The organism is Pseudomonas sp. UBA4617 (assembly GCF_002386445.1).
Taxonomy (GTDB): Bacteria; Pseudomonadota; Gammaproteobacteria; order Pseudomonadales; family Pseudomonadaceae; genus Aquipseudomonas.
Map to the genome: position 1 here is coordinate 20,578 of NZ_DGIR01000019.1, position 24,737 is coordinate 45,314.

The following is a 24,737-nucleotide window of genomic DNA, read 5'->3' on the forward strand; positions in this document are numbered from 1 at the left end:
AGAGGAATGCCTATCGAGAATGAACTAGAGGAGATTACGAATGCAGCACCCATCCGTTTTGAATTTGCCTGCCAGCTCGGCCAATGACGAGCACGCTCAAGCACCTGCCCCCACCCCACAAGAACCGACCACCACCGCGCCAACCCCAGAAGAATGGGCGGTGGAACTGCGTCGTGAGGGAAAATCTTACGCTGCAATCGTGGCAGCCACTGGGCTTGCTGAGCGTAAGGTAAAACTGCTTGTTAAAGATGTACCAAAGGAAATCGCCACTCCACTGAGCAAGTCGGTGAGTCGCGTATACGAGCTCGCAATTCGTGCACAAGGAGTCAAAGACTTTGAGCTCCGGGGCATTCTGCACGAAGAATACGGCTGTAAGTGGAACGCTGCCGAAGGACGCTATGAGAGCTCCTTTGATTCCAGCGTAATCAGACGTGTCAAAGAGAAGGTGCGTGAACGCTCCACCTCTAACGGCACCCAATCTGTGTTCGTTATGGATTGGGTCGATGACCAAGCACCTACTGCAAGTCGTCTGCACCTTGAGCAGTCAGCATTGAATCTGATGGCTCGGGTCGATGAAGTCATCAACGAATACATGGAGCTCCACGCTGTTTGTGCCTCAGAAGACAGTGAACGTGCTGACTTGGCTCAGCAAAAGCAAGCGTATGCTGCTCGACAGCACATCCTGAAGCTTGTCAGTGGACTTGGTACAGAGCCAACGGCAAAGCTCCTTGAACGCACTACCAAGGTCACGAATGCTCTTCAAGGTACTCCAGACGCCGAAGCACCATCGGTACGGAATACTGAGGATAGGCGCCATATGCCAGAGCCGACTGGTGCTGATCCCTTCCTTGACTTCGCTGAGTCACAGGGATGGCTGGCAGCAGCCAACTGACTCCTGCCATATGCGTGTCCGAACAGCGCCCACCATATGTATAGGGTCGGACATCGGACAGCACGCACCGGGACAACAAACAACAAAAATGAAAACAGCTATCGCTGTTAGCTGACGCTAACGGCCAAACGTACTAGTCCAACAAACCAATAACATGGTTGGACAACAAGAATGCGAGCAGCCACTAGAGCTACGCTCTGATCGTGCAAAACTCTATCCTGCGGATCAGAAGGGCTCGGATGTTGTGCACAGGAGGAACAGCGTCAGCTTTGGATAGTGAGGGTTAGTAGGTTTGGGGGGGTGGTTGTTTCACCCCCTCTACACCGTTAGGTGTCCACGATCCTGACCTACGATCATGCACAGTGCAATCAGCTGAAAGCTAGCCGCTTTCGGTGCAAACGCCCAGCGGAGCTGATCAAGGAATTTGCTTTGACGCTCCGCTGAAGGTGCGCAGCCTCTACCGAAGGTAGAAGTACATGAACACTACCAGCAGCACAACGAAGATCACCCTCCCTTGAAGCACATCAGCATTCAGCTTGTCTGTCTTCATCTGCTGGTACGTGGCTGCATCGCTCAAGCCCTGAGACTTGTAGTGCATGATATGGTCGATTTCCCTATCGATCTTCTTGTTCTGACCATCGTTGCTTCGCATTGTGATGCCCCACACGATCAACCAAAGCCCTCCAGTCAGAAAGGTCAGGATCAGGTGCAGGATGTGGTTTGTCTTCTTCTTGCGACTGGTCAGCACGAACAGTTTTTCATTCATTTCGTTGATCTCTCAGAGCTAGGCGTTCGCTTCCCCGGCGTAAGGGGGCCTGAGATAATTGTATCAGTTAGTGTGTCAACATTTGGAGTGTCATCGATCAGTGTGTTCACGATCAGGGTGCATCCAACCATCATGCAGGGATGCAGACAAACCAACACCTACGAAAGGCCTTTGGCCAACGAATCCGAAACCTACGCAGCAGCCAAGGCTTCAGCCAAGAAGCATTCGCTGACAAATGCGGCTTTGTTCGCACCTACATGTCTCGCATTGAGATGGGTACGGCCAACCCAAGCCTTGAAGCGGCCAAGGTGCTTGCTGACGGGCTGAGCATGTCCCTATCAGAGCTGCTTGAAGGTCTGTAGCCACATAAATCGACGCTACACTCAGGCTCGCCCCCTCGCAGGACTACTTATATGGATGACCGTATTCCAATCACAGCTGACACACTTGAATTGCTGCACCTCAATCAAATCGCCATACGTGCAGCTTTGGAAGAGGTGGGCCTGTGGATCAGTCAACGCGGGTCAACCAACGTGCATGACAACGTGCTGAGTATCATGCATACCCTCGACACGAATGCCGAAGCCATCGCCTCAGGAATAGAGTCCCTGAGGTCAACTTAAAATTCACGATTTGTCATTTGCTTAGACGAACGTCTGCGTAATTGACAATTACTCATGGCAGTTGCTAAATTGGCCTCACACAGACGGGCCATCATCATGACAAACGTTGTTGCTTATATTCGGGTATCTACCAAGAGCCAAGGTGACTCTGGCCTAGGTCTGGAAGCCCAGCGTGATTACATCCAACGTGCAGCTCAAGCGAACGGCTGGAATGTCATTGGTGAATTTGTGGATGTGGTATCTGGCAAGCTCGCCCTTGAGGATCGGCCAGAGGGTCGAAAAGCTCTGGCAGCCTGCAAACAGCACAACGCTCAATTGCTGGTTGCCAAGCTGGACCGTCTTTCCCGCTCCGTGCTGCACATTGCTCAGCTGATGGAGCAAGTTGATTTCAAAGTGGCCACGATGCCACAGGCCAACACCTTTCAACTCCACCTTTTCGCTGCTCTTGCCCAGCAGGAACGAGAGTTCATTGCCACCCGCACAAAGGAAGCTCTAGCATCCCTCCAGAGACGTGCAGACGCTGGTGATACAGTAGCCCAGCAGAAGGTGGCTAACCGTGCAGAATCTCAAGCTAAGGGCCGTGCAATGGCTGATATCACAGCAGCCAACACCGCCCGCATGAATAAGATCAGCACCTATCAAGATGGCCTCCGTCCGCATTTGGAATCATGCCTGTACAACAAGGTGAATACGTTGCAATCGGTCGCTGAATGCCTGAACAAGAAAGGGCTTCGCACCCCACGTGGCAGTGAGTTCAATGCTACAGCTGTACGTCGTCTAATGCTTTCTCTGAGCGTGTCGTTCTAACAAGGTAGATAGATATAGCCAGATGTTATTTCCATATTTTGGGGACTTCTAGAAGTCAGCTTTCCGAACGGGCTAAATCGATTTGCTGGTTTTCTGGCGAATCGTTCCAGCCCTTGCAGTCTTATTTACTAAGGCCTGAAATGAGAGTTCGCATTTGACACGCACTTCCCTTCCACAGGAAATTGGTGCCTTGCCAACCTAGCCACCCCCAGCTATTGAGCATATCTCAAAGTTTTTCCTTCAGAAGGATGACGCTGGTAAACTATACCTTTGGCTGGCTTGGGGGCTCTTGTGGATATCAATGGAAAGTGGGGCAAGGCACGCGCCCTAGCAGGGCTTGCAGCCATAGGTTTTGTTGGCAGCGTTGGCCAATACACTATTCAAAACAGCAAATTCCCTGATTGGCTTTCCAGCTTGTTCGGATGGCTTGGCACTTATGGCGATTCTATTGTTAGTGCGTTCATGGTCACTACCATCCCACTATGGCTAGTCACACTATTGGGCTGTGCACTAGCGGGGTCATTGTGGATCATTCTGTCACAATACACCATTGACCATGAGAAACTAACCAGTGCTAACAAGGAGCTTTCTGAAAAATGTACAAGCTTAGAAGCCAGTGTCGCCAGCCTCAGAGTTGAGTCCAAGCACGCTAATGATTCCCGACGAAAAGCTCAAGACGAGCTCTTAGAAGCCCGCGTCACCCGAAACTCTGCTCTTGAACAAGCAGAAAAGACTGCGTTTGCACACACCAAACTTGCTCAACAGCACGAGGCGCTGCAAGTCAGGTATGAAGGGCTTGAAATCAGACTAGCAGCCGTTCAGAAACAATTCGATAGCTCCAACTTGAATAGGGTAGATTCGACAGATATTTCCCCCACCGCCGTCAATATGGTTAAAAGTTATATAAATAATCAGGCCACAACCGGCCAAGCTGCAACAATTACCCGCATCGCCAAAGACCTCAGCTATACATCTAGCACCGTTCAAAATGCTATAAATAACCTTACAAACTTGGGTTTAATCCGTTCCGGCACTACTTTGAGAGGAGAGAAAACCTATTTACCCAAATAAAATGATGAACCTAACAACGATCTTTATTGTGTTCTAGAGCTCCCGATTTATTGACTGAGCCCATCGACGAGTCCGGACATAGAGTCATTTCGGTAGCAATTTTCGACAACTAGCATGATGCCATTTAAATTCGCACGATCAAGTAGCTTGGAGTATTAAGCGAGTCGATAAACGAGCTACCGGTCTCTACACCATCATCCCATACATTAATACAGGATGGCGAAACTTAAAACCAGATGGTAGCACTAATCAAGATAGGCCGATTCATCACAGCCCTACTCTTCCTATAGGCTTAATATTAACCAGATAAAGATAGCAGTTAGGAGACTGGAAATCCGCATATGTTTTGCGAATAAATTCTAAATGTGACGACTACAAAGCCTTATCATCAAATTCGATGCTTTCCTTGATCAGAAGTGCATACTCGATCAGCACGTTAAAAAAGTAGGACATAGTGTCGTGATAGGCACCAATCACCGAACCCGGCCCAGCCTCAGCGGGATATTCAAGAAGGTCAATCAACTTGGCCCCTCTGTGAGGGATAAGGTACGCATCAAAATAAGACCGTACACCTTTGAAACTTACCCCACTTAAATCCCTTTGCACCTTTTTCATAAGGCTTTCAAAGTTAGTACAGTAGCCGCCCTCATGCACTATCAGATGGCGGAACTTTTCGATCAAAACAAATACCACTCGATATTTGCTATCATCCTTAGCCTCATGTGTGCGGAAGTGCTCAGAACGTTCTCGAAACGCGTTTAGCTGTACATAAGGAGTACTACTGCCTTTTCGCCTAGGCTTCAAATAGTCACTTAACTTTTTTGACCCTTCATGCCTCCAGCCCTCAGGTCTAACCCAAAGATTGCTACCTCTGACACCGCAGTCCGCATAAACCGTCTCGACAAAATCCTCGAACGCTTCATATGCATCGGCTAATAGCCACTGATAAGTTTTCAATTTATGCAGTGTATTTAGTTCAATTTGATCATCAAGCTTGTATGTCTTAGTTTTGATTGTAACTTCTTTCAATGTTGATGGCGACGAGTACCTAACAAAGTAATAAGGACCATGTTCCTCCTTCTCAATCCATTCAGGAAGCTGCTCGTGCTGCCTAATTAGTGAGACCTCACGCTCATGAAAAATATCAGCTGTTACTCGTTTGTAGACGTCGGCATGAGTAATTTTTTCCAAGAGCTTTTGAAACTCCGCGTGCACTACCATTTGATCATTCCTTATTTATATCCGCTCCCAAAACCATGCCGCGCCACCTCATCCAAAACCTGCCACCGCCCTCCATGGGCCGCACTCACTCAACCTGAAAACCTATCTCACCCGTATTACAATTAATCAGTACAGCTCGAAACTTAACCCAACCTCATCAAGGACCTTGCCAAGCTCGCTAGCCGACTTTAAATAATCTGTATACGGATTTTCTAAGAACTGAGCACTCAACATAACAAGTCGAAGAAGAGAGAAATCAGTAAAATTTATTAGCGTTAGGTAATGCGACTCTCTATCTTCTAAAGAAAATCCGTTGGCATCACTTAACTTATCAGAAATCAGTTTAACCATATTGTAGAAAATCCTAGTCATCCCGTATATCTGATCGGTAGGATCAACCGCCTCCAAATATGAGGGAACCAACTCAAGACAATCTTCACCATAAACCGTTCGAAGGCTCTCTACCTCATCCTCAAGGACAAGAACCGCACTAACACCTACTCGTTCTAAAACACCGCGAAATGATACTTCATTAATCTTAAACATCTCAAACGCTGTTCTTTGGGAGCCAATCATATGAAACAACTGGGTCTCAAATGAGCGTAGCCTTTCAGTTTTCCGTGTATTTTGCATTTCTTTCTTCATCTCAGCATTTGCTTCATTTTGCGAAGACAAAGATTTGACCACAAAAATAAACGTCATGAAACTAAGCAGAGGATTTACTAAACCCCCAATGAAATCACCTAACTGCCCCCAATCTTCTGGATCGTCGGAAATCACATACCCCAACTTATAGTAAAAATGCCACGCATAAAATAAGCAAACGCTTACCGCCAGCGAGACCGCCCACACCACATACTTATTAAGCTTCATGAAGACCAGCAACTACATACTTAATAATCCGACCATCAAACAATTTAATAGGGTAAGCTTCGATTTCCAGATATCTCCAATTTTCAGAATCTATTCCATTATTAAAGTCAAGATTTTCGGAAAACTTCTTTTTAGTGGCAAACCTGACATCCCTGTACACCTTCTCAAACCCAAAGGCTACAGTTTCACTGCCTCCTAAAATCTGCAGGCGACCATTACCCGTATTCGTATTGAACCTACGAATCGCCGCACTTATGCTGACCTTAACATTTGACCTTTTCGCTTCCAATGCTAATGCAGTCGTGCGATCGAACTTTGCAATCACGACTCGCTCAGCACCACTCTTAAATCTAACCTTCACATCATTGCCAAATTTCTTAGGAACTTCATGCGCGTCTTTCATTATAGATGTACGTAACTGCCTAACTAGCCTTTCCGCATTATCACCAAGCTTGGCAACTATCTTTTCAGATTTTTCAGAAAGCTCCGCAACTTCCAAGTCTAAAGCCTCCTTCATAAAGAAGCCCATCAATTCAGAAAAAGCTGTATTTCCGATTTTTCTATACTCTTTCTTCAGCTCATCATCGGACAAGTATAAACTGAAATTTTGCCCGTAAGACCCTTTGAAAGTTCGCTTGAGCGTAGTCCTAACACTACTTTTACTAGATTTTCGTTGCGGAACCTTTCCCGTCAGGAGAGTTTCAGCAATAGTTCTAGTAGCATCAGAAATACCTTGAAGGGTATCAAGCCCCGCCTTCATATCTACTTCATATTCAGGGGTATCAATCACGACATCTAAATTTATTGCCATGGTTTTGTGAGCCCTTAGATGCAAAAGATATTGCATCACCGTTGTCGATGTCCGTCCGTGGGCGCCTCAACGCAGTCGTCAAAAATAGGCAAGCCCCAGAAGCATTAGTAGCAAGATGCCATGCTTTTTATACTTCAGCTGAAAAGATAATGCACGCACGTTTTCACCCGTGACGGAGGTCAGATGGCTGCTCTTCAGCTGTGTGCTAGTAGAAGAAAAATTCAGAAGGAGAAAGGAGTAACACGCGAACAGCCCTTGACTTCGATCATCAGTCAGCAAGCTAAAAGTGATGAGCACTACGCTCTCAGAGGATCAACGGTTCGAAAGGTCTTGGATGATGAGCTCGGCATGAGTAGGATACAGACGTCGTGCACCACTCAGGTGTACCTAAACGCTGTCACACTTCGAGATTTTTGAGAGAGAAAGCCTTGAGAATTCAAGGACTTGCGTAATGGAGGCGGCCCCACCAGCCACACCCCGGCACTCGATGTTCCCGCTATGGCTGCTCCCTTCCGGGCCTGACCAGGTTAACGGGTAATCAATGCGGGGGGACCGATGGGACCACCACTACAGAGCTCGCTGAGCAGCGAGTGGCGCCATTGTACCGGTCTTGAGAGCAGATACAACCTCTGGGGCGAGAAAAAGTCATCATTTCTCAATGACTTGTCCGGATTGAGAAGGCCTGGCGGGCCTCTTCGCGGATTGGCGCGCACCTTCACGGGGCGCGTCACCTTGCAGAGCCTGAGCAGGACAGGGCGTCCGTGCAAGCCTGGGCGTGGGTCTCGAGCCAACATTGCCGGGGCCGCTTTGCGGCCCTTTCGCGACGCAAGGCCGCTCCTACAGGAAATTGCGCAGGGCGTCAGACGGCTATGCCCTGCTCGGCCAGGAAGGCGACGAAGGCGTCTTCGTCCAGCACCTTCACCCCCAGCTCGCTGGCCTTGGCCAGCTTGGAACCGGCCCCCGGCCCTGCCACCACGCAGTGGGTCTTGCCAGACACCGAACCGGCCACCTTGGCCCCCAGGCTTTCCAGCTTTTCCTTGGCAATGTCACGGCTCATGCGCTCCAGGGTGCCGGTCAGCACCCAGGTCTGGCCAGCCAGTGGCAAGCCTTCGGCCACTTTCTTCTCACTGCTCCAGTGCATGCCGAACGCCAGCAACTGCGCTTCGATGGCGCGCGCCAGTTTCTGGTTGGCTTCGACCTTGAAGAATTCACGCACGGCCTCGGCCTGCTTGGCGGCCAGGGCCTGGCGCAGGTCGATGCCGTCAGCAGCGATGATCTTGTCCAGGCTGTCGAGCCTGGCCACCAGCTTTTCGGCGCCGGTCGGGCCAACCGAAGCAATGTCGAGCTTGGCGATCATCCCGGCCAGGGTAGTGCTGGCAGCGAATTCCGCAGCCAGGTCGCCTTCGTCCTGCAACTGCATGCCGCTATCGAGCAGTTGCCTGATCACCTTCTGGTTGTGCTCGTCTTCGAAGAAATTGTGAATCTCGTAGGCCACCTCCAGGCCGATGTCCGGCAGGTAGGTGAGCACTTGCGGCAGCGCCTGCTGCACGCGCGCCAGGCTGCCCAGCGAACGGGCCAGCACCTTGGCGGTCTCCTCGCCGACATCGGGAATGCCCAGGGCATAGATAAAGCGCGCCAGGCTCGGGCGCTTGCTCGCTGCGATGGCGTCCAGCAGCTTGCGGCTGGAAACCTCGGCGAAGCCTTCCAGGCCGACGATCTGTTCGAACTCCAGCTTGTACAGGTCTGCCGGCGAGCCGATCAGGCCTTCGTCCACCAGTTGCTCGACGCTCTTCTCACCCAGGCCTTCGATGTCCATGGCGCGTCGCGATACGTAGTGAATGATCGCCTGCTTGAGCTGGGCAGCACAGGCCAGGCGGCCGACGCAGCGGTACACCGCGCCTTCGCTGGTGGTTTCCTTGCCTTTGCTGCGCTTGACCAGCTGGGTACGCTCGACCTGCGAGCCGCATACAGGACATTGACTTGGCACTTGCACCGGGCGGGCATCTTCCGGGCGGCGCTCCAGCACCACCTGCATCACCTGCGGGATCACGTCCCCGGCGCGGCGGATGATCACCGTATCGCCAATGCGCAGGCCCAGGCGCGCGATTTCGTCCATGTTGTGCAGGGTGGCATTGGATACGGTCACGCCAGCCACCTTGACAGGCTTCAGGCGGGCCACCGGGGTTACCGCGCCGGTGCGACCGACCTGAAACTCGACGTCCAGCACCTCGGTCAGCTCTTCCATGGCAGGGAACTTGTGGGCGATCGCCCAGCGCGGTTCACGAGCGCGAAAGCCCAGTTCGCGTTGCGCAGCCAGGCTGTTGACCTTGAACACGACACCATCGATTTCGTAAGGCAGGCTGTTGCGCCGCTCGCCGATATCGCGATAGTAGGCCAGGCACTCTTCGATGCCGGCAGCGTGCCTGAGCTCGCGACTGATCGGCAGGCCCCAGGCCTTGAGCTGCTCAAGGATGCCGATGTGGCTGTCGCCGATGCTCTGCGACACCTGGCCGACGCCATAGCAGCAGAACTCCAGCGGACGGCTGGCGGTGATCTTCGAATCCAGCTGGCGCAAGCTACCGGCAGCGGCGTTGCGCGGGTTGGCGAAAGTCTTGCCACCGGCCTCGGCCTGGGCGGCGTTGAGCCGGTCGAAACCGGCCTTGCTCATGTACACCTCGCCGCGCACCTCCAGCACCGCCGGCCAGCCCTCGCCCTGCAGCTTGAGCGGAATGTTGCGCACGGTGCGCACATTGGCGCTGATGTCTTCGCCAGTTGTGCCGTCACCGCGGGTAGCGCCCTGCACCAACAGGCCGTCACGGTACAGCAGGCTCACTGCCAGGCCGTCGAGTTTGGGTTCGCAGCTGTAGTCCACTGCTCCGGGCTGGTCGAGGCCATCGACCACGCGGCGGCCGAACTCACGCAGGTCAGCTTCTTCGAAAGCGTTGCCCAGGCTGAGCATGGGCACTTCGTGGCGCACCTGGCTGAACGCGGCCAAGGCCGTGCCGCCAACCCGCTGGGTCGGCGAGTCGGGGGTCACCAGGTGCGGGTGTTCGGCTTCAAGCGCCTTGAGCTCGTTGAACAGGCGGTCATATTCGGCATCGGGCACGCTGGGCTCGTCGAGCACATAGTAGCGGTAGTTGTGCTGGTCGAGCTGGTGACGGAGTTCGTGGATACGGGATTCGACGGTCATGGGGTTGTCTTCTCTTGCAAAGCAAAAGAGCAGCCTGGGGGCGTCCAGCACCGCCCTCAGGCTGCTCTTTCGTCTGGATCTGTCAGCGCTTCTGGGTCAGCGCACGGCGCTCGAACTCGACGATGCGCTGGCGATAATGCTCGATGGTCTGCGCGGTCAGCACGCTGCGCTGGTCGTCCTTGAGCTCGCCGTTCAGTTCGTGGGCCAGCTTGCGCGCCGCAGCCACCATCACGTCGAAAGCCTGCTTCGGATGACGCGGGCCCGGCAGGCCGAGGAAGAAGCTCACCGCACGGGTGCTGAAGTGGTCGATATCGTCCAGGTCGAATACGCCAGGCTTGACCGCGTTGGCCATGGAGAACAGCACTTCACCGTGGCCGGCCATGCTCTCGTGACGGTGGAAGATGTCCATTTCGCCGAAGCGCAGGCCACTTTCCAGAATGTTCTGCAACAGCGCCGGGCCCTTGAAGCCACCCTCGTCGCGGGAGATCACGCTGATCACCAGCACTTCTTCGGCCGGTGGCAGCTCCTTGACGCTGCTGCTGGAAGATGCCGGGTTGCTGCTGCGGGGGTTTTCCGCAGCAAAGTCGTCATCGCTGTCGGCAAACAGGTCGGCCTCACGCGGCTCGGCACTCAGGTTCAGGTCGCCCTGCTGCGCCTCGGCAGCCGCAGTGGCTCGCTTGCTGCGCTTGCTGGCTTTGGCCGGCCTGGGTTCGCGTTCGCGGTCACGTGCAGAAGCGCTGAGCGACGGCAGGTCGCTTTCATCCAGCTCAGGCTCCTTGTGGGTTTCCAGCACCCGCGACGGACCAAGCACTTCGGCATTGCCTTCTTCGTCCGGCAGGTTGGAATAACTGCGATCCAGACGGAATTTCAACTTGCCTTTCCCGCCGCGCATGCGGCGCCAGCCGTCGAAAAGAATCCCGGCAATGACAATGATGCCGATGACGATCAGCCACTCGCGCAGACCGATTTCCATGTAATCCCGTGCCTCTATAAAAATATGCTTGAAAACAAAGGGTTCAAAGCCCTTTAACACGTGGCGCCAACTCTATGTTCTGACAGGCGTTTTACCCACGCAAAAAACGAGTGACATTAAGCTAGCACGACCAAAGACAACTTTACACCGTCTGTCGCACATGGCGGGGGCATTTCGCTACAGAATATGCCCCATCGTCGCGTATCAGGCGTCGACCATGGCCATGGCCTCCTCCACGTCCACCGCTACCAGCCTTGAGCAGCCCGGTTCATGCATGGTCACCCCCATCAACTGGTCGGCCATTTCCATCGCGATCTTGTTGTGGGTGATATAGATGAACTGCACGCTTTCACTCATTTCCTTGACCAGGCGGGCATAGCGCCCGACGTTGGCATCGTCCAGCGGCGCATCGACCTCGTCGAGCATGCAGAACGGTGCGGGGTTCAACTTGAAGATGGCAAACACCAGCGCCAACGCGGTCAGTGCCTTCTCGCCGCCGGACAGCAAATGGATGGTGCTGTTCTTCTTGCCCGGTGGTCGCGCCATGATCGTCACCCCTGTATCGAGTAGATCTTCGCCCGTCAGTTCCAGATAAGCGCTGCCACCGCCGAAAACTTTTGGGAAAAGTGCCTGTAATCCGGCATTTATCTGATCAAAGGTATCCTTGAAACGGTTGCGGGTTTCCTTGTCGATCTTGCGAATGACGTTTTCCAGGGTCTCCAGCGCTTCGGCCAGGTCGGCGTCCTGAGCATCCAGGTAACGCTTGCGCTCGGACTGCTGTTCATACTCCTCGATGGCCGCCAGGTTGATCGCCCCCAGGCGCTGGACCCGCGCATCGAGTTGTTGCAGTTCCTGCTCGGTGCCCTGCTCGGTGGCCTCAGCCTCGAGGGTGGCAAGCACGCCCTGCAGATCGTAGCCATCGGCCAGCAGCTGTTCCTGCAGGGTCTTGCGCCGCACGTCCAGGCCCTGGCATTCCAGACGCAACTGCTCCAGCTGGCCGCGCAGCAGCTGGGCTTGCTGTTCGGCCTGGGTACGGCGCTTCTCGGCATCGCGCAACTCACGGTCCGCTTCGTCCATGTGCAGGCGGGCCAGGCGCATTTCCTCATCGACGCCCATGCGCTGCTCCAGCAGCGCTTCGAGCTTCAGGCGCAACTCCTCCAGCGGCGCCGCGCCTTCTTCCAGGTTCAGGCTCAGTTGTTCCTGCCGCTCGGTCAGGCGCGCGGCCTGCTGCTCCAGACGCTCCAGGGCCTGCCGGGTGGAATCGTGCTGGGCGCGCAGCGAACCCAGGCGCACGGCCAACTGGTGGGCGTGGTCCTTGTGCTGGCGGGCCTCCTGGCGCACGCGGTCGAGGCTTTCGCGCAGGGTGTCGCGACGGGCCATCAACTGCTCGCGCTGCTCGGTGTCCTGGGCCATCAGCTCAAGGGCCTCCTGCAACAGCAGGCGCGCTTCACCCAGCTGCTCGTGCTCCAGGGCCCGCTGCTGTTCCACTTCAACCAGCTCTTCCTGCAGGCGTTGGCGCCGCAACTCGACCTGCTCGGCGCGCGCCCGAACGGCTGACAGGCTGGCCCTGAGCTCGCCGTGATGGCGGTTTTCTTCCTGGGTACGGCGGCGCAGCTGCTCACGCTGCTCCTCCAGGCCCAGCTGTTGCTCGCGCAGGGCCTGCAACTGCTGCTCCAGCTGCTCGAGCGCCGCTTCCTGCTGCGCCTGTTCATGGCCCAGGCGTTCGATTTCCTGGCCACGCGCCAGCACCCCGCCTTCGGCCTCGCCGCCACGGCGTATGCGCAGGAAATGCCGGCCAACCCAGTAGCCATCGCGGCTGACCAGGCTCTGGCCGTCACCGAGCGAGGCGCGCTGCGCCAGCGCTTGTGCCAGGTCTTCGACAGGCCGCACCAGGCCCAGCCAAGGCGCCAGGTCGATACCGCCGGAGACCTTTTCCAGCAAGCTGCCAGGCAGCGAAGCACTGTCGCCGCTGGCCAGCAACAGACGCAACTCGCCCTGCTCCAGGCCGGCAAAATCGAGGCGGTTGAAATCGTCTACCAACACCGCCTGCAAGTCGGCGCCAAGCACCGTTTCCACGGCCAGCTCCCAGCCCGGCTCCACGCGCAGCCCTTCAGCCAGGCGTGGTTGCAGCTCAAGGCCTTGGCCGTGCAGCCAGTCGGCCAACCCTGCGCCCGGCTCCAGCGCAGCCTGCTGCAAGGCTTCGAGTGAAGCCAGGCGGCCGCCCAGGCGCTGCAGGTCGCCCTGCGCCTGCTGCTGGGCCTGGGTGGCCTGTTGCAGTTGCTGACGCAGGCCTTCCAGGCGCTCGACCACCTGCTCTTCGGACAACTGCAGTTCTTCGAGCAACATTTCGCTGCTGGCCAACTGCTCGGACAATTCCAGCATGGCGGCGTCCTGCGGATCGCTGCCCAGTTGCTCGCGCTCCTCGCCCAGCTTGCGCTGGCGTTCGGCCAGCCGTTCGAGACTGGCCTCCAGCTGCACCAGGCGCGCCTGCTGTACTTCGGCCTGACGGCGCGGCTCGGCGGAGCGGCTGTTGAAGCTGTCCCACTGCTCCTGCCAGCCGTGCATGCCCAGTTCGGCCTCTTCAAGAGCGGCGGCGGCTTCTTCAGCAGCGGCCAAGGTCATTTCCTGCTCGGGCTCGAGCATGGCCAGCTCTTCGCCCAGGGTCGCCAGCAGAGTGCGGTCGTGGCCCAGGTGCGATTCGGTCTCCAGGCGCGTGCGCTCGGCTTCCTTGAAGTCATCCTGCAACTGGCGCAGGCGCTGCTGGCCGTGCTGGATGCTCTGCTCGACCCGGGCGATATCCCCTGCCACCGAATAGAAGCGGCCCTGCACCTGGTTGAAGCGCTCGGACAATTCGTGATGGCTGTCGCGCAGGCGCTCGATACTGGCATCGGCGTTGCGCTGCTCGGCGACCAACGCTTCATGGGCCACGTCCTGGTCGCCGATCACGGCCTCGCGCTGGCGCACGCGTGCATCCAGGTCACGCCAGCGCAAGGCCGACAGGCGAGCCTTCAGCTGGCGTTCCTGGGCCTTGTATTCGCGGTACTTTTCCGCGGCCTGGGCCTGCCGGTGCAGACGCTCCAGCTGGCGCTCCAGCTCTTCGCGCAGGTCGGTCAGGCGCGCCAGGTTTTCCTGGGTGCGGCGGATGCGGTTCTCGGTTTCGCGGCGGCGTTCCTTGTATTTGGAAATACCGGCGGCTTCCTCGATGAAGTTGCGCAGCTCCTCGGGCTTGGCCTCGATCAGCTTGGAGATCATCCCCTGTTCGATGATCGAATAGCTGCGCGGGCCGAGGCCGGTACCGAGGAAGATATCGGTAATGTCGCGGCGCCGGCACTTGGTGCCATTGAGGTAGTAGCTGTTCTGCCCGTCACGGGTGACCTTGCGACGGATCGAGATTTCGGCGTAGGCAGCGTATTCACCGACCAGGGTGGTTTCGCTGTTGTCGAACACCAGTTCGATGCTGGCCTGGCTGACCGGCTTGCGGCCACTGGAGCCGTTGAAGATGACGTCGGTCATCGACTCGCCACGCAGGTTCTTCGCCGAACTCTCGCCCATTACCCAACGCACGGCATCGATGATATTGGACTTGCCACAGCCGTTGGGGCCGACCACGGCCGCCATGTTGCTGGGGAAATTGACCATGGTCGGGTCGACGAACGACTTGAACCCGGCCAGGCGAATGCACTTCAGGCGCATCGGTCAGACTCGGGCCAGCGCCGCCAGCACCAGTTCGCAGCTGCGCTGGCAGTAGGCGGTGAGCACCTCGCGGATGCGCGGCAGGTCGCGGGCGACCACGGCGTCGAGCAGGCGGGCGAACAGGTCGAGGTAATCGCTCATGCTGGCCTGGCGCTGGTCCAGCGCCAGGTAGTAGGCGCGGCTCATGGCTGGCTGCAGGTTTTCCACGGTTTCCTGCAGGAACGGGTTATCGGCGAACGAATAGGCCGCACGCATGACCGCGAAACTGTCGGCGACGAAGGCCTTGATATCGAGCTGCTGATGCGCCCGCTGCAGGCGCTGCTGGATGTCCAGGAACGGGCGCAGGTCGGCATCGGTGCGCCATTTTTGCGCGACCGCATTGCCCAGCAGGATGTAGAACTCGCTCATCAGCGCACACAGGCTGCGTACGCCGCGCTCGTCCAGCTTGGTCACGTGGGCACCGCGGCGCGGCAGGATCGCCACCAGGTGCCGGCGCTCGAGAATCAGCAGCGCTTCACGCACCGAGCCACGGCTGACGTTGAGCGCCTGGGTGACCTTCTGCTCCTGGATACGCTCGCCTGGCACCAGCTCGCCGCGGATGATGCGTTCGGCCAGGTAATCGGCAATCTGCTCGGAGAGGCTGTCCGGGGCCTTGAACGTCATGGTTGTCCTTCAAAATCAGTGAACTGGGCACAAGCAGCGGATTGTAGCGCACTTGCCCGGTAATCGCGCAGAGGGGCCAGGCGGATTATTTGACCCGCCAGGCAACCCCGCGCCCGGCGCGATCTATGCTTGGCATATGGGCAATGTGAACCGTTGGGCAGCTACATACATAATTTCCTGACCTTCGAGTCAGAAAATTATTGACCAGCAGGACAGGTGTTGCTTAGAGTCCGCCCAACAACAATAAAACCATTGCGAGGCTATCCCCGTGATCCAGTTTCTCGTCAACCAGGAGCTGCGTAGTGAGCATGCCCTGGACCCGAACATGACGGTGCTGCAGTACCTGCGCGAGCACCTGGGCAAACCTGGCACCAAGGAGGGCTGCGCCAGTGGTGACTGCGGCGCCTGCACCGTGGTGGTCGGCGAACTGACCCAGGACGACCAGGGCAACGACAGCCTGCGCTACCGCAGCCTCAACTCGTGCCTGACGTTTGTTTCGTCGCTGCACGGCAAGCAACTGATCAGCGTCGAGGGGCTCAAGCACCAGGGGCAACTGCACAGCGTGCAACAGGCCATGGCCGATTGCCATGGTTCGCAATGCGGCTTCTGCACCCCTGGCTTCGTCATGTCGCTGTTCGCCCTGCAGAAGAACAGCAATGGCCCCGACCTGCACCAGGCTCAGGAGGCCCTGGCCGGCAACCTGTGCCGCTGCACTGGCTACCGGCCGATCCTCGAAGCCGCCGAGCAGAGCTGCCGGCAGCCGTGCCGCGACCAGTTCGATGCCCAGCAGGCGCAGACCATCAGCCGCCTCAAGGCGATTGCGCCAACCCACACCGGTGAGCTGAACAGCGGCGACAAACGCTGCCTGGTGCCGCTGACCGTGGCCGACCTGGCCGACCTGTACAGCTCGCACCCCGAGGCGCGGCTGCTGGCCGGCGGCACCGATCTGGCCCTGGAAGTCACCCAGTTCCACAAGACCTTGCCGGTGATGATCTACGTCGGCCACGTGGCCGAGCTCAAGCGCATCGAGAAAACCGCCAGCCACCTGGAGATTGGCGCCGCTACCCCACTCACCGACTGTTACGGCGCACTCAACGAGGAGTACCCCGACTTCGGCGCCCTGCTGCACCGTTTCGCCTCGCTGCAGATCCGCAACCAAGGCACCCTGGGCGGCAATATCGGCAACGCTTCGCCGATCGGCGACTCGCCGCCCCTGCTGATTGCCCTGGACGCGCAGATTGTCCTGCGCCAGGGCGAGCGCCAGCGGGTGATGGCGCTGGAAGACTATTTCATCGACTACCGCATCACTGCCCGCCAGGACAGCGAATTCATCGAGAAGATCATCGTGCCGCGTGCCACCTCCGACTGGGCGTTTCGCGCCTACAAGGTATCCAAGCGCCTGGACGATGACATCTCCGCGGTGTGTGGCGCCTTCAACTTGAGCATCGAAGACGGTGTGGTCAGCGGCGTGCGCATCGCTTTCGGCGGCATGGCGGCCATCCCCAAACGCGCCCGCGCCTGCGAGGCAGCGTTGCGCGGCAAGCCATGGAACCAGGCCACCATCGAGCGTGCCTGCCAGGCCCTGGCCGAAGACTTCACCCCGCTCAGCGACTTCCGTGCCAGCAAGGAATACCGCCTGCTGACCGCGCAGAACCTGCTGCGCAAGTACTTCATCGAACAGCAAACGCCGTACATCGAAACCCGGGTGACCGCTTATGTCTAACCATCACGTAGCCAAGAGCCAGGCCGAGATGGCCGAACTGTTCAGCCAGGATCTGACCACCGGGGTTGGCCGCAGCGTCAAGCATGACAGCGCCGACAAGCATGTGTCCGGCGAGGCCGTGTACATCGACGACCGGCTGGAATTCCCCAACCAGTTGCACGTCTACGCCCGCACCTCCGATCGCGCCCATGCGCGTATCCTGCGCATCGACACCGCGCCCTGCTATGCCTTCGACGGTGTGCGCATCGCCATCACCCATGAAGACATTCCCGGCCTCAAGGACATCGGCCCGGTGGTGGCCGGCGACCCGTTGCTGGCCATCGACAAGGTCGAGTACTTCGGCCAGCCGGTGCTCGCCGTGGCCGCCCGCGATCTCGACACCGCACGCCGTGCGGCGATGGCCGCGATCGTCGAGTATGAAGACCTGGAGCCGGTGCTGGATGTGGTCGAAGCGCTGCGCAAGAAACACTTCGTGCTCGACAGCCACACCCACCAGCGCGGCGACGCTGCTGGCGCCCTGGCCACTGCCCCACACCGCCTCCAGGGCACCCTGCACATCGGTGGCCAGGAGCATTTCTACCTGGAAACGCAGATCTCTTCGGTAATGCCCACCGAAGATGGCGGCATGATCGTCTACTGCTCCACGCAGAACCCCACCGAGGTGCAGAAGCTGGTCGCCGAGGTTCTCGATGTGCCAATGAACAAGGTGGTACTTGACATGCGCCGCATGGGTGGTGGTTTTGGCGGCAAGGAAACCCAGGCTGCCAGCCCGGCGTGCCTGTGTGCCGTCATTGCGCGCCTGACCGGGCAGCCGACCAAGATGCGCCTGTCAAGGGTCGAAGACATGACCATGACCGGCAAGCGCCACCCCTTCTATGTCGAGTATGACGTGGGCTTCGATGACGACGGCCGCTTGCAGGGCATCAACCTCGACCTGGCCGGCAACTGCGGGTATTCACCTGACCTGTCCGGCTCGATCGTCGACCGTGCCATGTTTCACTCCGACAACGCCTACTACCTGGGCGATGCCACCGTGCACGGCCACCGCTGCAAGACCAACACCGCGTCCAATACCGCCTACCGCGGCTTCGGCGGCCCGCAGGGGATGGTCGCCATCGAGCAGGTGATGGACCACATCGCCCGCCACCTGGGCCGCGACCCGCTGGCGGTGCGCAAGGCCAACTACTACGGCAAGAACGAGCGTAACGTCACTCACTACTACCAGACCGTCGAGCACAACATGCTCGAGGAAATGACCGCTGAACTGGAAGCCAGCAGCGACTATGCCGAGCGCCGCGAATCTATCCGCCGCTTCAATGCCAACAGCCCGGTGCTGAAAAAGGGCCTGGCGCTGACCCCGGTCAAGTTCGGCATCTCGTTCACCGCCACCTTCCTCAACCAGGCCGGTGCGCTGATCCACATCTATACCGACGGCAGCATCCACCTCAACCACGGCGGCACCGAGATGGGCCAGGGCCTGAACACCAAGGTCGCCCAGGTGGTGGCGCAGGTCTTCCAGGTCGATTTCAGCCGTATCCAGATCACTGCCACCAATACCGACAAGGTGCCCAATACCTCGCCGACCGCCGCGTCCAGTGGCGCCGACCTGAACGGCAAGGCTGCGCAGAATGCCGCCGAAATCCTCAAGAAGCGCCTGACCGAGTTTGCCGCGCGGCACTATCAGGTAACCGAGGAAGACGTCGAGTTCCGCAACGGCCATGTGCGCGTGCGCGACCAGATCGTCAGCTTCGAGCAGTTGGTGCAGCAGGCCTACTTCGCCCAGGTGTCACTGTCCAGCACTGGTTTCTACCGCACACCGAAGATCTACTACGACCGCAACCAGGCGCGCGGCCGGCCGTTCTACTACTTTGCCTTCGGCGCCGCTTGCGTGGAGGTGATCGTCGACACCCTGACCGGCGAATACAAGATGCTGCGCGCCGATATCCTGCACGACGTGGGCGCTTCGCTGAACCCGGCCATCGACATTGGCCAGGTGGAAGGCGGCTTCATCCAGGGCATGGGCTGGCTGACCAGCGAAGAACTGGTGTGGAACGCCAAGGGCAAGCTGGTGACCAACGGCCCGGCCAGCTACAAGATCCCGGCCGTGGCCGACATGCCGCTGGACCTGCGGGTGAAACTGGTGGAAAACCGCAAGAACCCGGAGGACACCGTATTCCATTCCAAGGCCGTGGGTGAGCCGCCGTTCATGCTCGGCATCGCGGCCTGGTGCGCGATCAAGGACGCCGTGGCCAGCATCGCCGACTACCGCGTGCAGCCGGCCATCGATGCACCGGCAACACCGGAGCGGGTGTTGTGGGGTTGCGAGCAGATGCGCAAGGCGGTGGCTGCGGCGCAACCTGCCGAGCCGGAACTGGAAACCGTGCCTCATTGACAATGCAGGGGCCTGTAGGAGCGGGTTTACCCGCGAATGCGATAATGGCTTCAGCGCCGCATTCGCGGGTAAACCCGCTCCCACAGGATCTGCAGCATGGCTTAGAGAGGTTGCATCATGCACCAATGGATCAACGCCCTTGCCGACCACCAGTCCCGTGGCGAAGCCTGCGTGCTGGTCACCATCATCGAGGAGCGCGGCTCGACCCCGCGCAACGCTGGCTCGAAAATGGTTGTCAGCGCCACCGGCCTGTTCGACACCATCGGCGGCGGCCATCTGGAATACAAGGCGCTGCACATCGCCCGGCAGATGCTGGAGGAGCAACGCAGTACCCCGCACCTGGAACGCTTCAGTCTCGGCGCCAGCCTGGGCCAATGCTGCGGCGGCGTCACCGTGCTGCTGTTCGAACCCATGGCCGCGGTGCAGGCGCAGATCGCCGTGTTCGGCGCGGGCCATGTCGGCCGCGCTCTGGTACCCTTGCTCGCCGCGTTGCCCTGCCGGGTGCGCTGGATCGATTCGCGCGAGCAGGAATTCCCGGCCCGGGTGCCCGACGGGGTAACCAAGGTGGTCAGCGAAGAACCGGTCGACGAAGTCGCCAGCCTGCCACCGGGCTGCTACTGCATCGTCATGACCCACAACCACCAGCTCGACCTGGAGCTGACCGCGGCCATCCTCAAGCGCAACGACTTCACCTGGTTCGGCCTGATCGGCTCGAAGACCAAACGGGTCAAGTTCGAACACCGCCTGCGCGAACGCGGCTACGACAATGCCGTGCTGGCGCGCATGCGCTGCCCGATGGGCCTGGCCGAGGTCAAGGGCAAGCTGCCCATCGAGATCGCCGTGTCCATCGCCGCCGAAATCATCGCCACCTACAACGCCTGCTTCGGCCAGCACGACGCTGCGGCCAATGCCGGCCCCATTGCCCAGTTGCTGCCGCCCTCCCGGCGCAGCCAAGCCCATTGACGAGTGTGTTATGACCGTTACCCGCAAAGCCTACCGTGCCGCCATCCTGCACAGCATCGCCGACCCGGCCGAGGTAGGCCTGGAAGCTTCCCATGAGTATTTCGAGGACGGCCTGCTGGTGGTCGACGATGGCCGTATCCGTGCCGTTGGCCATGCCAGCGAACTGCTGCCGAGCCTGGATGCCGACATCCCGGTCGAGCACTACCAGGACGCGTTGATCACCCCAGGCTTCATCGACACCCATATCCACTTCCCGCAGACCGGCATGATCGGTTCCTACGGCGAACAGCTGCTGGACTGGCTGAATACCTACACCTTCCCTTGCGAAAAGCAGTTTGCCGACAAGGATCACGCCGATCAGGTCGCGAAGATCTTCCTCAAGGAACTGCTACGCAACGGCACCACCACTGCGCTGGTGTTCGGCAGCGTGCACCCGGAATCGGTCAACGCGCTGTTCGAAGAGGCCGAGCGCCTCGACCTGCGCCTGATCGCCGGCAAGGTGATGATGGACCGTAACGCCCCGGACTACCTGACCGACACCGCCGAGTCTGGCTACGCCGAAAGCAAGGCCCTGATCGAGCGCTGGCATGGCAAGGGCCGTCTGCACTATGCCGTCACCCCGCGCTTCGCCCCGACCAGCACCCCACAACAGCTGACCCTCGCCGGCCAGTTGCTCAAGGAACACCCGGGCGTGTACATGCACACGCACCTGTCGGAAAACCTCAAGGAAATCGATTGGGTCAAGTCGCTGTTCCCCGAGCAGAAGGGCTACCTCGACGTGTACGACCACTTCCAGCTGCTGGGCGAGCGCTCGGTGTTCGCCCACGGCGTGCACCTGTGCGACGAGGAATGCCAGCGCCTGGCCGAGACCGGCTCGGCCGTGGCCTTCTGCCCCACCTCCAACCTGTTCCTCGGCAGCGGCCTGTTCAACCTGCCCCAGGCCGAACGCTTCAAGGTCAATGTGGGGCTGGGCACCGACGTCGGCGCCGGCACCAGCTTCTCGCTGCTCAACACCCTCAACGAAGCGTACAAGGTGATGCAGCTGCAGGGCGCGCGCCTGCACCCGTACAAGTCGCTGTACCTGGCCACCCTGGGCGGCGCCCGTGCGCTGCGTCTCGACGACCGCATCGGCAGCCTGCGCCCGGGTAACGATGCCGACTTCGTGGTGCTGGACTACAAGGCCACGCCGTTGCTGGACTACCGTATCCAGCAGTCCAACAGCATTGAAGAGACGCTGTTCGTGCTTACCACCTTGGGCGATGATCGCACCGTGCGCGAAACCTACGCCGCCGGGCGTTGCGTGCACCAGCGCTGATAACAGAAAGGGGCCGCAAGCGGCCCCTTCGTTCATTCAGGCAAACGATCAACCCTTGGCGGCCACCTTGGGCTTTTTCAGCAAGTGCGAAAACACCGCATGCAGGTCGTCCGAGGCGCTTTCCTCGTCCAGATTCAGCTTGCTGTCGATGTGGTCCATGTGGTGCATCATCAGGCTCACGGCCTGCTCGGCGTCACGCGCTTCGATGGCATCGATCAGTTGCATGTGCTCGTCATACGAGCAGTGCGAGCGGTTGCCGCTTTCGTACTGGGCAATGATCAGCGAGGTCTGCGACACCAGGCTGCGCTGGAAGCTGACCAGTGGCGCGTTACCCGCAGCCTCTGCCAGCTTGAGGTGGAACTCGCCGGACAGACGGATGCCGGCGCCCCGGTCACCACGGGAGAAACTGTCGCGCTCGTCACGCACCATCTGCCGCAGTTCGTTGAGCTGCTCTGGCGTGGCGTGCTGCACCGCCAGCTCGGTGATGGCCCGCTCGACCATGCGCCGTGAGAAGAACACCTGACGGGCTTCTTCCACGGTGGGGCTGGCCACCACCGCGCCACGGTTTGGCCGCAGCAGCACCACGCTCTCGTGGGCCAGGCGCGACAAGGCGCGGCGGATGATGGTGCGGCTGACGCCGAAGATCTCGCCCAGCGCTTCCTCGCTCAACTTGGTGCCCGGAGCCAGACGCTGTTCGAGGATCGCCTCGAAGATATGCGCGTAGACGATGTCGTCCTGGGTACCACTGCGGCCGGCCTTGCCGTTGCGCGCAGGTTTCTTCAGAGGTTGCAGCTGTTCGTTCATGGGCTCTCGAGGCACGAAGGAAAGTATGGCGCCATTGTACACAGGCTGAGCCGATTCTGCAGGTGGCCTTTTACCTATATAGCCGTTGTACGCCACATTGCGCGCACAAAAGATAAAACATTATTTGCATTCTTTGTACACAAAAGCATAATCCACCGAGCAACTTCTTGACCTGCAAGTCAACAAAAGCGGTCAGACGTCTGCCTTCCCTCGCGGGGCCGCCAAGTGCATTGCGCAGGAACCGGGCCCAAGAACAACAAGAAAGACTTGAGGAGTACCTGCTGTGGAAAGCCGCAAATCCGAAGCCCCTACGCTGGATCTCGCCCCACCGCTCGAAACGAGCTGGCTGGAGCGGATTTTCAAACTCAAGCAACACGGCAGTACCGTCAGGACCGAAATGATCGCCGGGGTGACTACCTTCATCACCATGGCCTACATCATCTTCGTCAACCCCAACATCATGGCCGACGCCGGCATCGACCACGGCGCCGCCTTCGTCGCCACCTGCATCGCCGCCGCGCTGGGCTGCCTGTTGATGGGCCTGTATGCCAACTGGCCGGTGGGCCTGGCCCCCGGCATGGGTCTCAACGCCTTCTTCACCTACACCGTGGTCGGCACCATGGGCTACAACTGGGAAACGGCACTCGGCGCGGTGTTCGTCTCGGGCGTGCTGTTCATGTTCCTGACCTTGTCGAAAGTGCGCGAATGGTTGCTCAACAGCATCCCGGTCAGCCTGCGCCATGCCATGGGGGCCGGCGTCGGACTGTTTCTCGGGCTGATCGGCCTGAAAACCGCAGGCATCATCGTCGACAGCCCTGCCACCCTGATCAAGCTGGGCTCGCTGCACGAGCCGGGGCCGCTGCTGGCGGCGCTGTGCTTCCTGCTGATCGCCATCCTCAGCTACAAACGGGTGTTCGGTGCAATCCTGATCAGCATCATCGGCGTCACCCTGGCGGGCTGGGGCCTGGGCCTGGTCAAGTTCGGCGGGGTGATATCGATGCCACCGAGCCTGGCCCCGACCTGGATGGCCATGGATGTGGCCGGGGTGTTCAACGTCAGCATGATCAGCGTGGTGCTGGCATTTCTCTTCGTGCATATGTTCGACACGGCCGGCACCTTGATGGGCGTGGCGCAGCGGGCCAACCTGGTGGCGCCGGACGGGCGCATCGAGAATCTGTCGCGGGCGCTGAAGGCCGACAGTGCTTCGAGCGTGTTCGGTGCCGTGGTCGGTGTACCGCCGGTGACCAGCTATGTGGAGAGTGCTGCAGGGGTTGCCGCAGGTGGCCGCACCGGGCTGACGGCAGTGGTGGTCGGCGTGCTGTTCATTGCCGCGATGTTCTTCGCGCCATTGGCCGGAATGATTCCCGCTTATGCGACTGCCGGCGCGCTGATTTACGTGGCGATGCTGATGATGGGCAGCATGGCCCACATTCATTGGGACGAAGCTACCGACAGCATCCCGGCAATCGTCACGGTGATAATGATGCCGCTGACCTTCTCCGTCGCCGATGGTATCGCCCTGGGCTTCATCAGCTACGTGGCGCTGAAGGCGGGTACCGGCAAGTACAAGGAAATTTCCGCCAGCCTGTGGGTACTGTGCGCAATCTTCATTGCCAAGTTCGTGTTCCTCTGAACCCCTGCTGCAGCGACCAAGGGCGCTTCGGCGCCCTTTTTGTTGGTTTGTCGCAGTAGATCTGGCGCCTGTGAGATCGAGCGCCGCCCGCGCGGCGCATCGCGAGCTGCGCTCGCTCCTACGGTTGTTTCGGGCCAGTTATTCCTGGGGGATTTGCGCGCGTACGCCTTGGCGCATGACGGGATATCGCGTCGCACCAACCAGGCGGTCGCGCGCCTGTCACAGGCTTTACTGGCCTGAATCAAACGAAGGAGCGAGCGCAGCTCGCGATGCGCCGCGCGGGCGGCGCTCGATCTCACAGGCGCCACTCCTCTAAACCCCACC

At 58.8% G+C, this 24,737-nt stretch carries 19 protein-coding genes and 1 other RNA gene; 10 read left to right on the plus strand and 10 right to left on the minus strand.

The features are described 5' to 3' along the window. Nucleotides 1–40: 40 nt before the first annotated feature. On the plus strand, nucleotides 41–892 hold the full coding sequence (locus B4L76_RS07010) for a hypothetical protein (RefSeq protein ID WP_027615222.1): 852 nt from the start codon (nucleotides 41–43) through the stop codon (nucleotides 890–892). 457 nt (nucleotides 893–1,349) lie between these two features. On the opposite strand, the gene B4L76_RS07015 is transcribed toward B4L76_RS07010, so the two are convergent. Then, a complete protein-coding gene (locus tag B4L76_RS07015; protein ID WP_296231428.1) occupies nucleotides 1,350–1,658 on the minus strand; it encodes a hypothetical protein in 309 nt (102 codons plus the stop codon). Between the two features lie 140 nt (nucleotides 1,659–1,798). On the opposite strand from B4L76_RS07015, the gene B4L76_RS07020 reads away from it, so the two are divergent. From B4L76_RS07020 to B4L76_RS07035, 4 genes are all read left to right on the plus strand, one after another. Then, nucleotides 1,799–2,020, plus strand: coding sequence for a helix-turn-helix domain-containing protein (locus B4L76_RS07020; RefSeq protein ID WP_027615224.1), 222 nt, complete (start codon nucleotides 1,799–1,801; stop codon nucleotides 2,018–2,020). A 51-nt stretch (nucleotides 2,021–2,071) separates the two neighbouring features. Further along, entirely contained in the window at nucleotides 2,072–2,281 is a 210-nt protein-coding gene (locus B4L76_RS07025) for a hypothetical protein (RefSeq protein WP_027615225.1), read from the plus strand. Nucleotides 2,282–2,335: 54 nt separating this feature from the next. Then, nucleotides 2,336–3,088, plus strand: coding sequence for a recombinase family protein (locus B4L76_RS07030; protein WP_256204586.1), 753 nt, complete (start codon nucleotides 2,336–2,338; stop codon nucleotides 3,086–3,088). A gap of 291 nt (nucleotides 3,089–3,379) precedes the next feature. Then, a complete protein-coding gene (locus B4L76_RS07035; RefSeq protein WP_155953451.1) occupies nucleotides 3,380–4,159 on the plus strand; it encodes a hypothetical protein in 780 nt (259 codons plus the stop codon). A gap of 372 nt (nucleotides 4,160–4,531) precedes the next feature. Here B4L76_RS07035 and B4L76_RS07040 read toward each other — a convergent pair whose 3' ends face one another. The 8 genes from B4L76_RS07040 to B4L76_RS07075 all read right to left on the minus strand — a co-directional run bounded on the left by B4L76_RS07040 (nucleotide 4,532) and on the right by B4L76_RS07075 (nucleotide 15,583). Beyond that, nucleotides 4,532–5,380, minus strand: coding sequence for a hypothetical protein (locus B4L76_RS07040; protein WP_033694614.1), 849 nt, complete (start codon nucleotides 5,378–5,380; stop codon nucleotides 4,532–4,534). 126 nt (nucleotides 5,381–5,506) lie between these two features. Beyond that, nucleotides 5,507–6,253 (minus strand): hypothetical protein, encoded by a 747-nt coding sequence (locus tag B4L76_RS07045; RefSeq protein ID WP_033694615.1) that lies wholly within the window; start codon nucleotides 6,251–6,253, stop codon nucleotides 5,507–5,509. Further along, a complete protein-coding gene (locus B4L76_RS07050; RefSeq protein ID WP_218186625.1) occupies nucleotides 6,243–7,100 on the minus strand; it encodes a hypothetical protein in 858 nt (285 codons plus the stop codon). Before B4L76_RS07050 ends, B4L76_RS07045 begins: the two co-directional genes overlap by 11 nt. Before the next feature lie 425 nt (nucleotides 7,101–7,525). Next, nucleotides 7,526–7,622, minus strand: an RNA gene (gene ffs, locus B4L76_RS07055) — signal recognition particle sRNA small type. Between the two features lie 301 nt (nucleotides 7,623–7,923). After that, the gene (ligA, locus tag B4L76_RS07060; RefSeq protein ID WP_296231432.1) at nucleotides 7,924–10,254 is read right to left on the minus strand and encodes an NAD-dependent DNA ligase LigA; all 2,331 of its coding nucleotides are present in this window, start codon (nucleotides 10,252–10,254) and stop codon (nucleotides 7,924–7,926) included. Between the two features lie 82 nt (nucleotides 10,255–10,336). Beyond that, nucleotides 10,337–11,227: a cell division protein ZipA gene (gene zipA / locus B4L76_RS07065; protein ID WP_296231434.1), complete on the minus strand. Its 891-nt coding sequence runs from the start codon at nucleotides 11,225–11,227 to the stop codon at nucleotides 10,337–10,339. 204 nt (nucleotides 11,228–11,431) lie between these two features. After that, the gene (gene smc / locus B4L76_RS07070) at nucleotides 11,432–14,920 is read right to left on the minus strand and encodes a chromosome segregation protein SMC (RefSeq protein ID WP_296231436.1); all 3,489 of its coding nucleotides are present in this window, start codon (nucleotides 14,918–14,920) and stop codon (nucleotides 11,432–11,434) included. A gap of 3 nt (nucleotides 14,921–14,923) precedes the next feature. After that, entirely contained in the window at nucleotides 14,924–15,583 is a 660-nt protein-coding gene (locus B4L76_RS07075; RefSeq protein ID WP_296231438.1) for a GntR family transcriptional regulator, read from the minus strand. A gap of 268 nt (nucleotides 15,584–15,851) precedes the next feature. Here B4L76_RS07075 and xdhA point away from each other — a divergent pair, with 268 nt between their 5' ends. The 4 genes from xdhA (at nucleotide 15,852) to guaD (ending at nucleotide 21,976) form a co-directional block, all read left to right on the plus strand. Beyond that, complete coding sequence (gene xdhA / locus B4L76_RS07080) at nucleotides 15,852–17,306, plus strand: xanthine dehydrogenase small subunit (RefSeq protein WP_296231440.1); 1,455 nt, start codon at nucleotides 15,852–15,854, stop codon at nucleotides 17,304–17,306. After that, the gene (gene xdhB, locus B4L76_RS07085; RefSeq protein WP_296231441.1) at nucleotides 17,299–19,698 is read left to right on the plus strand and encodes a xanthine dehydrogenase molybdopterin binding subunit; all 2,400 of its coding nucleotides are present in this window, start codon (nucleotides 17,299–17,301) and stop codon (nucleotides 19,696–19,698) included. Before xdhA ends, xdhB begins: the two co-directional genes overlap by 8 nt. Before the next feature lie 117 nt (nucleotides 19,699–19,815). After that, nucleotides 19,816–20,661: a xanthine dehydrogenase accessory protein XdhC gene (xdhC, locus tag B4L76_RS07090; RefSeq protein ID WP_296231442.1), complete on the plus strand. Its 846-nt coding sequence runs from the start codon at nucleotides 19,816–19,818 to the stop codon at nucleotides 20,659–20,661. A gap of 10 nt (nucleotides 20,662–20,671) precedes the next feature. Beyond that, nucleotides 20,672–21,976 carry a guanine deaminase gene (gene guaD / locus B4L76_RS07095; RefSeq protein WP_296231443.1) on the plus strand — a complete coding sequence of 435 codons (1,305 nt, stop codon included), beginning with the start codon at nucleotides 20,672–20,674 and terminating at the stop codon, nucleotides 21,974–21,976. A 48-nt stretch (nucleotides 21,977–22,024) separates the two neighbouring features. On the opposite strand, the gene B4L76_RS07100 is transcribed toward guaD, so the two are convergent. Continuing rightward, nucleotides 22,025–22,780: a GntR family transcriptional regulator gene (locus B4L76_RS07100; RefSeq protein WP_186674849.1), complete on the minus strand. Its 756-nt coding sequence runs from the start codon at nucleotides 22,778–22,780 to the stop codon at nucleotides 22,025–22,027. A gap of 283 nt (nucleotides 22,781–23,063) precedes the next feature. On the opposite strand from B4L76_RS07100, the gene B4L76_RS07105 reads away from it, so the two are divergent. Further along, nucleotides 23,064–24,413: an NCS2 family permease gene (locus B4L76_RS07105; protein ID WP_414707174.1), complete on the plus strand. Its 1,350-nt coding sequence runs from the start codon at nucleotides 23,064–23,066 to the stop codon at nucleotides 24,411–24,413. The last annotated feature ends 324 nt before the right edge of the window (nucleotides 24,414–24,737 follow it).

What these genes read in the sequence shown, in the direction of transcription:
- B4L76_RS07010 (WP_027615222.1), top strand. Translation starts at nt 41, where the DNA reads ATGCAGCACCCATCCGTTTTGAATTTGCCTGCCAGCTCGGCCAATGAC.
- B4L76_RS07015 (WP_296231428.1), bottom strand. Translation starts at nt 1,658, where the DNA reads ATGAATGAAAAACTGTTCGTGCTGACCAGTCGCAAGAAGAAGACAAAC.
- B4L76_RS07020 (WP_027615224.1), top strand. Translation starts at nt 1,799, where the DNA reads ATGCAGACAAACCAACACCTACGAAAGGCCTTTGGCCAACGAATCCGA.
- B4L76_RS07025 (WP_027615225.1), top strand. Translation starts at nt 2,072, where the DNA reads ATGGATGACCGTATTCCAATCACAGCTGACACACTTGAATTGCTGCAC.
- B4L76_RS07030 (WP_256204586.1), top strand. Translation starts at nt 2,336, where the DNA reads ATGGCAGTTGCTAAATTGGCCTCACACAGACGGGCCATCATCATGACA.
- B4L76_RS07040 (WP_033694614.1), bottom strand. Translation starts at nt 5,380, where the DNA reads ATGGTAGTGCACGCGGAGTTTCAAAAGCTCTTGGAAAAAATTACTCAT.
- B4L76_RS07045 (WP_033694615.1), bottom strand. Translation starts at nt 6,253, where the DNA reads ATGAAGCTTAATAAGTATGTGGTGTGGGCGGTCTCGCTGGCGGTAAGC.
- B4L76_RS07050 (WP_218186625.1), bottom strand. Translation starts at nt 7,100, where the DNA reads ATGCAATATCTTTTGCATCTAAGGGCTCACAAAACCATGGCAATAAAT.
- ligA (WP_296231432.1), bottom strand. Translation starts at nt 10,254, where the DNA reads ATGACCGTCGAATCCCGTATCCACGAACTCCGTCACCAGCTCGACCAG.
- zipA (WP_296231434.1), bottom strand. Translation starts at nt 11,227, where the DNA reads ATGGAAATCGGTCTGCGCGAGTGGCTGATCGTCATCGGCATCATTGTC.
- smc (WP_296231436.1), bottom strand. Translation starts at nt 14,920, where the DNA reads ATGCGCCTGAAGTGCATTCGCCTGGCCGGGTTCAAGTCGTTCGTCGAC.
- B4L76_RS07075 (WP_296231438.1), bottom strand. Translation starts at nt 15,583, where the DNA reads ATGACGTTCAAGGCCCCGGACAGCCTCTCCGAGCAGATTGCCGATTAC.
- xdhB (WP_296231441.1), top strand. Translation starts at nt 17,299, where the DNA reads ATGTCTAACCATCACGTAGCCAAGAGCCAGGCCGAGATGGCCGAACTG.
- xdhC (WP_296231442.1), top strand. Translation starts at nt 19,816, where the DNA reads ATGCACCAATGGATCAACGCCCTTGCCGACCACCAGTCCCGTGGCGAA.
- guaD (WP_296231443.1), top strand. Translation starts at nt 20,672, where the DNA reads ATGACCGTTACCCGCAAAGCCTACCGTGCCGCCATCCTGCACAGCATC.
- B4L76_RS07100 (WP_186674849.1), bottom strand. Translation starts at nt 22,780, where the DNA reads ATGAACGAACAGCTGCAACCTCTGAAGAAACCTGCGCGCAACGGCAAG.